The following is a 13,777-nucleotide window of genomic DNA, read 5'->3' on the forward strand; positions in this document are numbered from 1 at the left end:
CCTCCCCCCCCCCCCCCCCCCCCCCCCCCCCCCCCCCCCCCCCCCCCCCCCCCCCGCCGGGGGGGGGGCCCCCCCCCCGGTAGCGGGGGATCTGCGTCCGGGGAGACCGGTCAGGCCCGGCTGCTGCGGAGCGGACGGCGACGGCGCAGCACGTGGGCGCCCGCTCCGAGGGCCGCGGCTCCCACGAGGCCCGCACCGATGGCGGTCTCGGCGGTGGACGGGCCGAAGGATCCGCCGATGCCGCCCTGCGAGGGGTTGCCCTCCAGGATCGTGAAGCGGTGCGTGGCGACCAGGTTGCTGTCGTTGCACTTGACCGACAGCGTGTGGTGGCCCGGCGAGGCGTGGTTGAAGATCCGGACGGTCGCGAAGCCGATCGACCCGGCGGACAGGTTGGCCGGCGGAAAGTTGCCGTGCGAGGTGACGGTACCGCCGTGACCGCAGCCCGCCGCGCTCACCTGCATCGTGGAGCCCTGGTGCACGGAGTACGGGTTGACGGAGATGTTGCTGGGGCCGTTCCCACCCCCATTCCCACCCCGGCCCCCGGGGTCCTGGTTCGCGGAGGCGAGCGGGGCACTGAGCCCGATGGCGGCGCAGGCTGCCGCCGTCACGGTAAGAGCGCGCAAGACACGCATGGTGGAACCTCCAGCGGGAAGCGCCCCGGAGCGTCGGCCCCGGATGATCGACGAGAACGCCTCCCACGTCGAACCCTCAGGTCGACCCGCAATCCCCGCATTTCCGGCTTTGGGCCGCCCGGTTGAGCGACACGCCGAAGCGCGGGAAATGCAACTGACGGATCCGCAGGTCACGACCCGTCAGGCATTTATGTGACGATTACCTGGATGGCCGCACCCCTTCCGGCTCCCTCCGGGTGGCGGCCACCCGTTCGCCCCCTCCCCCCTCGCCGTCCCGGCGACTGCGCCTTAGCGTGCGTGAAGTAGGGCGTACAGGGGCGGGACAGGCACGCGGGTCGGGACCCCCGCGTCCGGGAAGGGAGAACGATGGGCGAGGACGAGACCGGGCAGTCACGCAAACGCTCACCGTGGGGCGTACTCGCCCTGGTCATGCTGACCGGCCTCGCCATGGTGCGAAACGGTGTGAACGTGGGCGACGGGCCGCCGCAGCCCACCGCGGCCTCGGCCGTCGCGGTGACGGCCGCCCAGTCGCCGGCGGATCCACCCACGCCCCCGGCGGACATGGAGGTGCTGGAGCACTCGTCGGTCCAGCGCGTCCGGATTCCCACGATCAACGTGGACGCGCCGGTGATGACGGTCGGGCTGGACGCGGAGGGCTGGATCGACGCGCCTCCCCCGCAGGACCGCAATCTCGCCGGCTGGTACCTCAACGGCATCTCGCCGGGCCAGCGGGGCTCCGCGGTGATCGTCGGGCACGTGGACAACGCGCAGGGCCCCGCGGTCTTCTACGGCCTCGGCTCGGTGAAGCCGGGCAACCACATCGAGGTGGAGCGGTACGACGGCCGCACGGCGGTGTTCGAGGTCTACGGGGTGGAGGTGTTCTCCAAGGAGGCCTTCCCCGGGGCCCGTGTGTACGGGGACACCGGGCACCCGGAACTCCGGGTGATCACCTGTGGCGGCGGCTACTCGAAGGCCCGCGGCTACGACGGCAACGTGGTCGTCTTCGCCCGCATGGTGGCGGCCCGCTGAGTCCGCGGGTATCCGCCGCGGCCGGCTCCCGGTTCAGCGGGGCGGCAGCACCGGGAGGGTCATCCGGTAGCCCCGCGCGAGCAGTTGGGGAAGGTACGAGGAGATCGCCTGGACGCTCTGCGACCGGTTGCCGCCGGCGTCGTGCGAGAGGACGATCACGCCGGGGGCCGCGCCGCCCAGGACCCGGGAGATGATCGTCGGGGTCCCCGGTTCCTTCCAGTCCAGGGTGTCCACGGTCCAGGCGAGCGGCTCCATGCCGAGCTCGGCCCCGATCTCGAAGGCGGCCCGGTTCCAGGCCCCGTAGGGGGCCCGGAACCACAGCGGCGCCTCGCCGACGGCCTGTTGTACGACCTCGCTCGTGCGGCCGATCTCGGAGGCGAGGGCGGGCCGGCTGAGCTGGGGGATGAGCGGGTGGGTCCAGGTGTGGTTGCCGATGACGTGGCCTTCGTCGACCATCCGGCGCAGCAGGTTCCGGTTCTCGGCGGCCATCTCCCCGCAGACGAAGAACATGGCGCGTACACCGTACCGGGCGAGGGTGTCGAGGATGGCGGGGGTGTAGCGGGGGTCCGGGCCGTCGTCGAAGGTGAGCACCATGCCGGCCGACGCGGCTTCGGCGGCGGGGAGTTCCAGGATGGGCCGGGTCCGTACGGCCGGCTTCACGGCCGCCGCGCGCACCGGCGCATCGGCGGTCATCGGCTGCAGCCGGTACGACTTCTCGGGCAGCGCCTGCGCCCGCAGCCCCGGCGCACCCGCCGCGGGCCGCGCCCCCGGCCCGGCCGGCGCTCCGGACCCGCCCGGTCCCGGCCGCGGGGTACCGGTACCGCTCTCACCACCCACGCTGAGCAGCCCTGAGGCCGCGGCGACCCCGAGGAAGACGGCGGTACGCAGGACCGTGCGCCGCCCTACTGTCGGCTCGTCATTTTTCATTATTACTACGTATCAACGACATCGCCGAAGTTGTCGAGAGGCGCGGACGCACCCTCTTCCCCTCACCCGGTCGGACCACGCCGCACGATTCGGGCAACTCCCACGACAGGATCGATGATGACGTCGACGAGAGCCCCCTGGGCGAGCTCTTCGCGTACGAGGGCCTCGTCATCTCCGCCCGCCGGGGCACCGCGGCGCGGCCCTTCACCGCCTGCGAACGCCGGTGAGCACCCGCCCGGCGCGCGGCCCCGTCAGCCGCGGCGGACCAGGGGGAAGGGGAGGGTCTCGCGGATCGTCAGGCCCGTGAGGAACATGACGAGGCGGTCCACGCCGATGCCGAGGCCGCCCGTGGGCGGCATCGCGTACTCCAGGGCGTCGAGGAAGTCGTTGTCGAGTTCCATCGCCTCCGGGTCGCCGCCCGCCGCGAGCAGGGACTGGGCGGTGAGGCGGCGGCGCTGTTCCACCGGGTCGGTCAGCTCCGAGTAGGCGGTGCCCAGTTCGGTACCGAAGGCGACCAGGTCCCAGCGTTCGGCGAGCCGGGGGTCCCGGCGGTGCTGGCGGGTGAGCGGGGAGACGTCGGTGGGGAAGTCCTTGTAGAAGGTGGGCAGCTTGGTGCGCTCCTCCACGAGGCGCTCGTACATCTCCAGCACCACGTCGCCGCGGGTGTCCTCGGGGGCGTGCGGGACCGACGCCCGGTCGCACAGCCGGCGCAGCACCTCTTCCCCGGTGTCGGCGTCGACCTCCTCGCCGAGGGCCTCGCCGAGGGCTCCGTACATGGTCTTGACCGGCCAGGTTCCGGAGATGTCGTGGACGACGAGCTTCCCGTCCGGTCCCGCCTTGTGGGCGACGGGCGAGCCGAAGGCGGCGGTGGCGGCGCCCTGGATGAGTTCGCGTGTGAGGTCGAGCATCACGTCGTAGTCGGCGAAGGCCTGGTAGGCCTCCAGCATCGTGAACTCGGGGTTGTGCTTGTAGGAGACGCCCTCGTTGCGGAAGGTGCGGCCCATCTCGAAGACCTTCTCCATGCCGCCGACGCAGAGCCGCTTGAGGTAGAGCTCGGGCGCGATGCGCAGATACAGGTCGAGGTCGTAGGCGTTGATGTGGGTGCGGAAGGGCCGGGCGTTGGCGCCGCCGTGGATCTGCTGGAGCATCGGCGTCTCGACCTCCAGGTAGCCGCGGTCGAGCAGTCCCTGGCGCAGGGCCTGGACCGCGCTGGAGCGGGCCCGTACGACGTCGCGGGCCTCGGGGCTCGCGACGAGGTCGAGATAGCGGCGCCGGACGCGGGCTTCGGGGTCGGCGAGGCCCTTGCGCTTGTCGGGGAGGGGGCGCAGGCACTTGCCGGTGAGCTGCCAGGACCGCACCACGAGGGACAGCTCGCCCGCCTTGCTGGTGCCGGTCTCGCCGCTGACCAGCGCATGGTCGCCGAAGTCGACCTGGGAGGTGAAGGAGTCCAGTACCTCGGCCCCGGTCTCGTCGCGGGTGAGCATCAGCTGTACGTCCCCGGACCAGTCGCGCAGGACGGCGAAGACCACGCCGCCGAGGTCGCGTACGAGCATCACGCGTCCGGCGAGGGTGGCCTGTTCGCCGGTCCGGGCGCCGGGCGGGAGGGCGGGATGGCCGGGGGAACCCTCGTGGGTGGCCTTCAGCTCCGCGACGGTGTGGGTGCGCGCGCGGATCCCCACCGGGTAGGGGTCGGTGCCGGCCGCCCGGATGCGGTCCAGCTTCGCGTGGCGGACGCGCACCTGTTCGGGCAGCCGCTCGGCCGGGGGCCCGGCGTCCTGCTGCTCGACCGCGTCCAGGCCGAGGTCGTCGATGGAGGGCAGTCCCTCGGTGGTGACGGGGGCGGTGAGGCCCTTGGGGTGGCCGTTGCCCCACAGGGTGCGCAGGCTGGGTACGGAGACGAAGCCCTCGGCGATGCCGGAGGCGAGGCTGACCCGGGCGAGCGAGCCGGCGTCCTGGTAGCAGAGGAAGCGCGGGTACCACTCGGGGTCGTACTTGACGTTCGAGCGGTAGAGCGCCTCCAGCTGCCACCAGCGGGAGAAGAAGAGGAGCAGCCTGCGCCACAGCTTGAGGACGGGGCCGGCGCCGATCCGGCCGCCCTCCTCGAAGGCGGAGCGGAAGACGGCGAAGTTGAGGGAGATCCGGTGCACGCCGAGGCCGGGGGCCGCGGCGCAGAGCTGGGCGACCATGAACTCCATGACCCCGTTGGGGGCGGTGCGGTCGCGGCGCATGAGGTCGAGGGAGATGCCGTCCTTGCCCCAGGGGACGAAGGAGAGCAGGGCGATCAGCTCGCCCTGGTCGTCGAAGGCCTCGACCAGCAGGCAGTCCCCGTCGGCGCGGTCGCCGAGCCGGTCCAGGGCCATGGAGAAGCCGCGCTCGGTCTCGGTGTCCCGCCATCTGTCGGCGCTTTCCACGATCCTCTGCATCTCGTCCTGGGAGAGGGCGGAGTGGCGGCGGATGACGGTGGTGGCCCCGGTGCGCCGGACCCGGTTGACGGCCTGGCGGGTGACGCGCATGTCGCGGCCGTCGAGGTCGAAGTGGGCCACGTGCAGGATGGCCTCGTCGCCGAGCTGCAGTGCGCCGAGCCCGGAGCGGCCGTAGGCGGTGGCGCCGTCCTCGGAGGCACCCATGACGGCGGGCTGCCAGCCGTAGCGCCGGGCCACGGCCAGCCATGCGTCGATGGCGGCGGTCCAGGAGGCCGGGTCGCCGACCGGGTCCCCGCTGGCGAGGCAGACGCCGGCCTCGACGCGGTAGGTGACGCCGGCCTTGCCGTTGGGGGCGAAGACGACGGCCTTGTCGCGCCGGGTGGCGAAATAGCCGAGGGAGTCGTTGCGCCCGTAGGCGCCGAGGAGGGCGCGGATGCGGGACTCCTCGTCGCCGTGCAGGGCGGCGGTCAGACGCTGGGAGCGGAAGAGGGTCATGGCCGCGTTCAGCAGGGCGACGGCGCCGAAGAGGCCGAGCAGGAAGGAGAGCGGGCGGGGTGGGTGGCCGTCGAACTCCCGGGCCGAGAAGAGGCCGCCGAAGACCTCCTTGGCGGCCCAGTCCAGCCACTGGCCCTTGGGCAGGGAGCCGGGGAAGAGGGCGACGAGCGCCCAGCCCGCGAGTACGGCGGCGAGCAGGCCGAGGCCGAGCACGAACAGGGCGTGCCACAGGGCTCCGGGGCGGGAGGCGGCGTAGAACTCGTCGCGGGCGGCGATCAGCACGGCCAGCGCGGCGACAGCGATGATCATGGAGGGGATGCCGATCCAGTACTCGCCGACGGCCATCTCCAGCACGTCGTCGACGATCAGCAGGGCCAAATAGGTGATGACGATCCACCAGGCGACCTTCTTGCGGGTGCCGAGGGCCGCGGCGAGGAGGAAGAGGAAGACGGCGTAGGCGAGGTTCGCGCTGACCGGGACGACGATCAGGTCGAGGAACCGCACGACGTGCCGCAGGAGCCGCCGCAGCGTGGGCGAGAGCGCGAGCAGGGCGCAGAGCAGGCCGAGCGTTCCGAAGAACGCGCCGAACCCGTCGGGCACCCGGTTCAGGAAGCGGTTCCGGGTTCCGTGCTTCTCCTCCACGGTGGCGCTGGTGGCACTCATGGTTCGCACTGTAGGGAGGGCGGCGCCGGTGCGCGCGCCGAGCGGGAGGCGCGCTCCCCGGGCCGTGTCCACGGGCCTGCGCATGGCCATGTGCAGGCCATGCCCGGGCCGTGCCCCGGGCGTTGCGGGGCACGGCCCGTCCTCGGCAGGGTGACGGAACACGTGAACACGGAATTCGAACGCGGTACCGACGGCCCGAGGGTGATCCTGGCCGGGGTGGACGGGTCGGAGTCCTCGCTGCGGGCCGCGGCCTACGCGGCGGGGCTGGCCCGGCGGCAGAACGCCCTGCCGGCCCTGGTGTACGTCCAGCCGGTGAGCGGCGGCCGCCTGCTGGGTTCCCGGGTCCCGTCCCCGGTCCTACCGGCCCATGGTCAGGCCGTCCTTGGCGGCGCCGCGGCTGAGGACGGCCTCGCTGATGGCGTCGCGGGCGCTCTCGTAGTCCTCGCGGCCGGGGTCCTTGGCGAGGGCGTCGGGCAGGTGGACGACCCGGCCCGCGGACAGGTCCATCATCTGCGGCACGAACTCGGCCTTGGTGACCTGCCAGCGCTGCCCGGCGGCGGCCGGCGGGGCGAAGGTGAACCGGCCGATCGAGCCGTAGTTGCCCCGCATGTCGCGTGCGCCCGTGTAGTTGAACATCTCGCCCGCGACCTGGTCGCCCATGCCGTAGACGATCCAGGTCCCGTTGACCTTCTCGTAGGGCTGCGGAATGTGCGCGTGTGTGCCGAGGATCATGTCGATGTCGGGGCGGCCGCCGGTCTGCGAGGCGGTCAGCGCCTTGCCGAGCGAGAGCTGGGTCCCGTCCGGCTCGGTCTCCCATTCCGTGCCCCAGTGCACGCTCACCAGGACCACGTCCGCGCCCGCCTTCCGGGCCGCCCGCGCATCCGCGATGATCTTGTCCTCCTTCATCAGGTTGACCGCCCACGGCTGGCCGTCGGGCAGCGGGTAGCCGTTGGTGTCGTAGGTGTACGCGAGGTGCGCCACCTTGGCGGAGCCCGCCGCGTACGTGGTGACCGTGGCCGCCTCGGCGGCCGTACGGGCCGAGCCGGCGTGCCCCAGGCCGACCTTGTCGAAGCGGTCCAGCGTGCGGCGCAGGCCGGCTCCCCCGTCGTCGAGGGTGTGGTTCGAGGCTGTGGAGCAGCCGTCGTACCCGGCGTCCTTCAGCCCGTCGGCGACCTCCGGCGGCGATGTGAAGGCCGGATAGCCGGAGAAGGGGCCGCCCTCCTCCCCGTAGATGGTCTCCATGTGGCAGAGGGCGAGGTCGGCCGCGGAGACCACGGGCTTGACCCCGGAGAACATCGGCCTGAAGTCGTAGCCGTCGCCGTCCGCGTCGTTCGCCGCGCGCTGGATGACGGAGGTGTGCGGCAGTACGTCGCCGCTCGCGACCAGGGTGAAGCCCTGGGCGGCGGGCGCTCCGGCGGCGGTGGAGGGGGCGGCCGGTCCGCCGGAGTCCCCGAGGCGGGCCGGTGCGGAGCTCCCGGTGGCCGAACATCCGGCGGCGGCGGACAGCAGCACGGCCGACAGGAGGGCGAGCACCTGCGGCCGGATTCGCGTGGTCATGTGCCCTGCTCTCATTAATACGATTATCTGACGTGTGATCACATGCAATTCACATAACTACACGCCGTAAGTCAAGAAACGGATCCGTCTCGCGGGCACACGCCCACCCGAACGGCGGACACGGACGGCGGCGGACCCGGGGCCGGCGGAGCCGAAAGACGGACCCGGGGGCGGACCCGGGGGCGGCGGCCGCCTGCCGTTCGGCGCGCCGTTCGACCGTTCACCGACCCGCACGGCCGCCCGGCGGACGACCCGGGTGCTTGGGCGCAACGCCGGGGCCGGACGGTTCCAGGTCGGCTCCGTGCAGGTCAGGGTGGACGGGTCGCCGCCTCCACGGCCCCCCGCGCACCCTGGAAGGAGCCCCTCGTGCCGCTCTCCCCCACCCTCCCGCGTACGGACCCCGAGGCACTCGCCGAACTCCAGCGCGACCACGGGCGGGCCCTGTTCGGATTCCTGGTCGGCCTCACGGCGGGGGACGCCCAGCGCGCGGAGGACCTCGTACAGGAGACCCTCGTACGGGTCTGGCAGCACCCGGAGGCCCTGTCCAGCGGGCACGACTCCATGCGGCCCTGGCTGTTCACGGTGGCCCGGCGCCTCGCGATCGACGCGCGGCGGGCCCGGCTGTCCCGGCCGCTGGAGGTGGATCCGGAGGGGCTGGAACACGCACCCGAGCCCCAGGACGCGGTGGCCGGCTCGGTCACGGCGATCGACGTCCGGCGGGCCGTGGGGTCCCTGGGGCCGGAGCACCGCGAGGTGCTGATGCAGGTCTACTTCCGTGACCGCTCGGTGGCCGAGGCCGCGGCCGAGCTCGGCATCCCGGCCGGGACCGTCAAGTCCCGCACCTACTACGCCCTTCGCGCCCTGAAGAAGGGCCTGCAGGGGTACGGGTACGGCCTCGGCGCCTGAGCCTGCGGCACGGCGAAAGATCGGGTAACGCCGTGAATGAATGCGGACCGGACATAAAACGCGTCGATTTCGGCATCAGAGCGTGCAAGTTGAGTAAACATCCCCCGCTCTGCGAGCCGCTCGGTGAAGGCTCAGGACTGACGACGGGACGCTCGAAACGCGGGAGAAGGTGGAACGGTGCAGCCCGAGGGTAGTAACGGCACCAGTGACGGCGGGCTCGCGGTGCCCATGGCCTGGCTGTATGCCGAGTACATCGCGGACGAACTGCTGCGTACGGGCCGGCTCATCCCGGTCAGCACCCTGGAGTTCAGGGCCGGACGGGACACGCTCGCCCTGACGATCTACCTCTCGGACGCGGCCGGTGAACTCTCCGGCATCCGGGTGGTCTCGCAGCTCGACGAGTGGCTGTCGCTCACGGCGTACGGACACCCGTGGCGCGACTGGGTGCACACCCGGTTCCTCGCGCTCGGCGAGGAGGCCCGGGAGCGCGGCGACGGCGGGGACCCCGACCTGGAACTGGCCCGGGCGGCGTGGCGCTGGCTGGACGGCACCGAACTGTTCGCCACCAACCTCGACCCCGGGCGGCCCGACCACACCGACATCCCGCCGGCACTGGACGAGAACGCGCGCGTATGGACCCCGGCCTGGCAACTCGGTCTGCCGCTGGGACATTTGGCGATGCACCTGTTCTGACGAAGCCACGAGCACGGGCGCAGGAAGCTGAACTCATATGATCAGCACACTCCTTACCTGGCTCGAAAGGCACGCATCAGTTCCATGGACAGCAAAGCGATCGAGAACGCGCAACGGGTGGCAGCGCGGGTGACGGCCGAAGCCGATGGGGACGCCTGGAAGGAACACCACTGGACGGTGGCCCGGTTCCTGGCCGGTTCCCGGTCGGCCGCCGAGGAGGACCGCTGGAGGCGGCAGCTGAACGACTGGAGGGAGCGGCTCGTCGCCTCCCTCGCGGCGGACGCCTACGCCGAGGTCGCCGAATCCCAGGACCTCCTCCTGGGCTGGCTCCTGACGGAGCTCGGGCGCAGCGAGGACGCCATCGGCTCGCTGCTGGCCCTGTACCCCCTGCCCAGGCCGAAGCCGGAACCGCGTTCCGTCTTCCCCATGCCGGCGTCGGAGGTCTACGGCGACGGGCCCGAGTTCTACTTCAGCGACGTCTTCGCCTTCGTCACCGACTACCTGGCGGTCACCATCCGCCGCCCCCTGGACGGTACCTCCGCGACCTGGTGTCCGCTCTGGTGGGAGCACCCGGAGGCGGGGGCCCGGCTGTCCTCGCTCTGGCTGGCCTGGGAGCACCTGCGCCACGATCCGGCCCTCGGCATGACGACGTGGTGGATCCAGCACGCCGATCCGCACCTGCGGGTCCTGATGGACCCCCGGCAGGGCCCGTTCGCCGCGTGCTCGCCCGAGGGGCACACGCGGGAACCGCTCGGCCCGCTCCCGGTGGAACCGTACGAGCCGACGTAGGCCGTCCCGCGCGGGCGCGGACCTGCATGTCGGACTCGCTGCGTTCCTGGCGACGCCTCAGTGGGGAGGCGCGGCCGTCGCCGCGCGCTCCCGATTGCGCGCCGGCACGTCTAGAACTCCTCCGGGTGGAGTGGCGGGGCGATGCGTCCACCTGAGTGTCCGAGTGATGAACTACTCGATTCCTCTTCAACCACCCCATGCGTGGGGACGGGCGTGGGGGCCAGGAAGGCGGCCACGCTCTTGCGTCCATGCGGGTGAGAGCACTATGTCCATCATGCGCCGCCGAGGGCGTGGGTGCCGGCGCTTCACCACGGTTACCGCTTCAACCACACGATGGCACCGAATCCCTGACTCAGGTCGCTAGCCGCGGTCGGCCGGATCCATCACCAGGCCGGTGAAATCCGCCTCGTTGCGCTCCGCGCGGGTGACGTACCACCGGGCGATGAGCCACATGACCGGATACACGAGCAGACCGAGTGCCACCCAGACCAGCGGCCCCGATGCGTCGCGCGACAGGGAGAACACCAGCGGCAGGGTCCCGATCAGTGCCACGAGCACCGCCAACGCCCCCAGGGCCGCGCGCAGTTGACTGCGCATGAGGGCCCGGACATACGTGGCCCCGAGGGTGGTCTGCTCGGAGATCTCCGAGCGGGCGGGGGTGTGCGCCGGCGGCCGGCGGCGGGCGCCCCGGGGGACCCCGGTGACGATCTCGCGCCGGGGCGGCGACTGCTGCTGCTCCTCGGCCATGGTGCCGGAGTCTACGCAGCGACCCGCTATTTGAGGAGGCGCGAGAGCCGCCGGTCCGCGAGCGGCTTCCCACCGGTCTGGCAGGTGGGGCAGTACTCCAGGGACGAGTCGGCGAAGGACACCGAGCGTACGGTGTCCCCGCACACCGGGCACGGCTCACCGGCCCGGCCGTGCACCCGCAGGCCGCTCTTCTTCTCGGCCTTGAGCTTGCCCGCGGCCACCCCGTGGGCCCGGCCGACGGCCTCTCCCAGGGTGCTCCGCACGGCCTCGTAGAGCTGGGTGAGCTGCTCCTCGGTGAAAGAGGCGGCGAGCTTGAACGGCGAGACCCGGGCCGCGTGCAGGATCTCGTCGCTGTAGGCGTTGCCGATCCCCGCGATCACGCTCTGGTCCCGCAGCACGCCCTTGATCTGGCGCCGCTCCCCCGCGAGCAGCGCGGCGAAGGCGTCCCGGTCGAAGCCCTCGGCGAGCGGATCGGGGCCGAGGCGGGCGATGCCGGGCACCTCCTGCGGGTCGTGGACCACGTACACGGCGAGGCGCTTCTGTGTCCCGGCCTCGGTGAGGTCGAAGCCGCCCCCGCCGGCGAGGGAGACGCGCAGTGCGAGCGGCCCCTTGCCGGGGCGCGGCGGCTGCGCGGGCAGGGTGTCCTGCCAGCGCAGCCAGCCGGCCCGGGCCAGGTGCGTGACGAGGTGGAGCTCGCCGACCGGCAGGGCCAGGAACTTGCCGTACCGGGCGGGGGTGCCGGCCGGCTGCCCTTCGAGGGCGGTCGGCGGCGGGTCGTAGGTCTTGAGCACGCTCACGGCGAGCGGGAGGACGCGCTCGACCACCCGCCCGGTGAGGTGCTCGTCGAGGTACTCCCGCAGGGCCTCGACCTCGGGCAGCTCCGGCATGGTCCCAGCCTGCCGTCGCCTCAGGCGAAGCGCGAGCTGGACACCGGGCCGGGCGAGGCGACGCGGTCGCGGGGTGCCGTGAGCCAGCCGTCGCGGACGGCGGTCACGAAGGCCCCGAAGGCCTCGTCCGGGTCGGGCGGGGTCGCGCCGTCGCCCTCGTCGGGGCCGGCGGCGGCCTGCGCGATGTCCCGGGCGATCTCCTCCTCGGGCCGCTGGTCGTCCTTCCAGGGCGGGGAGACGAACTGGCACAGCAGTGCGCTGAAGTCCGCGCTCACCGCGGGCGGATCGGTCCAGCAGGTGGCGTGCTCGGACAGGATCTGGCCGTCGGCGCGCGCGTGCAGGGTGCGCAGGAGGTCCGGGTCGGTCGCGTTCAGGTCGTAGGCGACGACGAGGGTGTCCCTGCGGGCGGGCTCGTACGGTACGGCGGGCAGCCCCAGCACCTGTGCGGCGGCGAGCCCGAGGATCCGGTCGGACCGGCCGGGCAGCAGAGAGACCGTGGCGGGGCGGCGCCCGGCGGCCTCCAGGGCGAGCGCCAGGCGGGCCAGGCCGTGGCGGCACTGCTCGTGGGTGTCCCCGAGGTAGGCGTACCGGCCGGTCATGCCGGCGTCCCAGCCGTACGGGGAGAGGGTGCCCAGGAGGCCGCCGGTGAGGCCGTAGTGCCAGCCGCGCAGGTCGGCCCGGCCGAGCGGATCGGCATGTCCGGCCGCGCTCTGGGCCCGGCGGGCCCGGCCGGTGCGGTGCAGCCGGTGCGTCTGGCGGTCGTGGGCGCCGGACCACTGCGGGTCCTCGGGGGCGGGGAGGGCACGGCCGATGCGCTCGGCGGTGTCCAGGTCCCCGGCCAGCAGGGTGTGGTGCACGAGGAGGTACGTCTCGGGCCAGGCGGGCAGCCCCTGGCCGCGGCCGGAGAGCAGGGCGACGGCCTCGGCGTGCCGGTGCTCGTCCTCCAGGGCGGACACCAGCTCGGCGAGGAGCGGCCGCGAGTCGGGGAGCAGCCGGAGTGCCTCGCGCAGCGGTGCGACGGCGAGGAAGGCTATGCCGCGTTCGACGCAGGCGTAGCCGAAGTCGTAGAGGGCCTGGGGCTCGCCGGGCCGCTTGGCGGCGGCCTCGGCTGCGCCGGCCAGGTCCTTGAACCCGGCGGCGTCGGCCAGGACCCGTGCGGCCTTGGCGAGTTGGGTGATCGATGCCGTCTCGGCGTGCGGCCGCAGGGACCGTACCGCTCCGGGCAGATCGTCCTTCTTCAGGAATCGGCGTACTTCATCCATGGCGTTGGTCATCGCCCCCGATCCTCACGGAGCCGCGGCGCGCCCGCAACGGCTTTCCCGGCGGCCCCGCGCGGTGGCGGTGGCCTTGCCGTGCGCGGCCCGGGTCAGATCCGGGCGATCAGTGCGTACCGCTCGTCGGTGACGGGTCCGCCCCACAACTCGGCGTCCCCGCTGAGCGGTTCGATCCGCAGACCGGACACCAGGGGCCGGACCGCGGCGGCCAGATCCCCGGCGGTGATCCCGCCGTACCAGGGGAGCGCTCCGGCTCCGGCGGCATAGGGCACGCCGCTCTCGCCGGCTTCCCGCCACCGCCCCTCGACCAGGACCAGCCGCCCTCCCGGGCCGAGCCGCGCGACCCACGCGCGGAGCGCGGCCACGGGATCGGGCAGGGTCCACAGCAGGTGCCGGCAGAGCAGGACGTCGTACCGCTCCTGCCCGGTCGGCGGATCCGCGGCGTCGCCGACCAGGAACCGTACCGGCAGGCCCGCGGCCGCGAGTTTGGCCTCGGCCCGCTCCACCATCCGGGGCGCGAGGTCCACGCCGGTCACCCGGTGCCCGGCCTCGGCCAGCAGCAGGGACAGCGACCCGGTGCCGCAGCCGGCGTCGAGGACGTCGGCCGGCCCGTCGGGCAGCCAGGAGCTCAGCAGCCGGGCCCACGCGGCGCGGGTGTGCTCCTGCCGCAGGCCGTGATCCGGTTCGTCGTCGAACGCGGCCGCGGCGGCGTCCCAGTACTCGGTGATGGCCTGGGTGGGTTCGGACATGCCGGT

Annotated in this window: 12 protein-coding genes and 1 pseudogene; 5 read left to right on the top strand and 8 right to left on the bottom strand. The window is 72.9% G+C overall.

The window, feature by feature from the left end; genetic code table 11:
• Positions 1–110: 110 nt before the first annotated feature.
• Positions 111–632, bottom strand: coding sequence for a hypothetical protein (locus ACFY04_RS33990; protein ID WP_314246947.1), 522 nt, complete (start codon positions 630–632; stop codon positions 111–113).
• Positions 633–998: 366 nt separating this feature from the next.
• On the opposite strand from ACFY04_RS33990, the gene ACFY04_RS33995 reads away from it, so the two are divergent.
• Positions 999–1,661 (top strand): class F sortase, encoded by a 663-nt coding sequence (locus ACFY04_RS33995; protein ID WP_389122871.1) that lies wholly within the window; start codon positions 999–1,001, stop codon positions 1,659–1,661.
• A gap of 33 nt (positions 1,662–1,694) precedes the next feature.
• Here the strand turns inward: ACFY04_RS33995 and ACFY04_RS34000 are convergent, their stop codons facing one another.
• Both ACFY04_RS34000 and lysX read right to left on the bottom strand, forming a co-directional pair.
• Positions 1,695–2,588 (bottom strand): polysaccharide deacetylase family protein, encoded by an 894-nt coding sequence (locus ACFY04_RS34000; protein ID WP_389122873.1) that lies wholly within the window; start codon positions 2,586–2,588, stop codon positions 1,695–1,697.
• Between the two features lie 251 nt (positions 2,589–2,839).
• Complete coding sequence (gene lysX / locus ACFY04_RS34005; protein ID WP_389122875.1) at positions 2,840–6,169, bottom strand: bifunctional lysylphosphatidylglycerol synthetase/lysine--tRNA ligase LysX; 3,330 nt, start codon at positions 6,167–6,169, stop codon at positions 2,840–2,842.
• A gap of 150 nt (positions 6,170–6,319) precedes the next feature.
• Between lysX and ACFY04_RS34010 the strand changes: the two are divergent.
• Positions 6,320–6,514: pseudogene (locus ACFY04_RS34010) on the top strand (universal stress protein); the annotation flags it as partial.
• Positions 6,515–6,526: 12 nt separating this feature from the next.
• Here ACFY04_RS34010 and ACFY04_RS34015 read toward each other — a convergent pair.
• Positions 6,527–7,726, bottom strand: a complete 1,200-nt coding sequence (locus ACFY04_RS34015) for a CapA family protein (RefSeq protein WP_389122877.1) — start codon at positions 7,724–7,726, stop codon at positions 6,527–6,529.
• A 366-nt stretch (positions 7,727–8,092) separates the two neighbouring features.
• Between ACFY04_RS34015 and ACFY04_RS34020 the strand changes: the two genes are divergently transcribed.
• From ACFY04_RS34020 to ACFY04_RS34030, 3 genes are all read left to right on the top strand, one after another.
• Entirely contained in the window at positions 8,093–8,632 is a 540-nt protein-coding gene (locus tag ACFY04_RS34020) for a sigma-70 family RNA polymerase sigma factor (RefSeq protein ID WP_301364587.1), read from the top strand.
• A 228-nt stretch (positions 8,633–8,860) separates the two neighbouring features.
• Complete coding sequence (locus ACFY04_RS34025; RefSeq protein WP_389123048.1) at positions 8,861–9,325, top strand: hypothetical protein; 465 nt, start codon at positions 8,861–8,863, stop codon at positions 9,323–9,325.
• An 84-nt stretch (positions 9,326–9,409) separates the two neighbouring features.
• Positions 9,410–10,114: a DUF4913 domain-containing protein gene (locus ACFY04_RS34030; RefSeq protein WP_389122880.1), complete on the top strand. Its 705-nt coding sequence runs from the start codon at positions 9,410–9,412 to the stop codon at positions 10,112–10,114.
• A 360-nt stretch (positions 10,115–10,474) separates the two neighbouring features.
• On the opposite strand, the gene ACFY04_RS34035 is transcribed toward ACFY04_RS34030, so the two are convergent.
• From ACFY04_RS34035 to ACFY04_RS34050, 4 genes are all read right to left on the bottom strand, one after another.
• On the bottom strand, positions 10,475–10,861 hold the full coding sequence (locus ACFY04_RS34035; protein ID WP_389122882.1) for a hypothetical protein: 387 nt from the start codon (positions 10,859–10,861) through the stop codon (positions 10,475–10,477).
• A gap of 26 nt (positions 10,862–10,887) precedes the next feature.
• Positions 10,888–11,748, bottom strand: a complete 861-nt coding sequence (locus ACFY04_RS34040) for an Fpg/Nei family DNA glycosylase (protein WP_389122884.1) — start codon at positions 11,746–11,748, stop codon at positions 10,888–10,890.
• Positions 11,749–11,768: 20 nt separating this feature from the next.
• Positions 11,769–13,022 carry a hypothetical protein gene (locus ACFY04_RS34045; RefSeq protein ID WP_389122887.1) on the bottom strand — a complete coding sequence of 418 codons (1,254 nt, stop codon included), beginning with the start codon at positions 13,020–13,022 and terminating at the stop codon, positions 11,769–11,771.
• 92 nt (positions 13,023–13,114) lie between these two features.
• On the bottom strand, positions 13,115–13,771 hold the full coding sequence (locus ACFY04_RS34050) for a class I SAM-dependent methyltransferase (protein ID WP_389122890.1): 657 nt from the start codon (positions 13,769–13,771) through the stop codon (positions 13,115–13,117).
• Between the last annotated feature and the right edge of the window lie 6 nt (positions 13,772–13,777).

Origin of the sequence: Streptomyces sp. NPDC001549, assembly GCF_042894025.1 — a bacterium.
GTDB lineage: Bacteria > Actinomycetota > Actinomycetes > Streptomycetales > Streptomycetaceae > Streptomyces > Streptomyces kutzneri.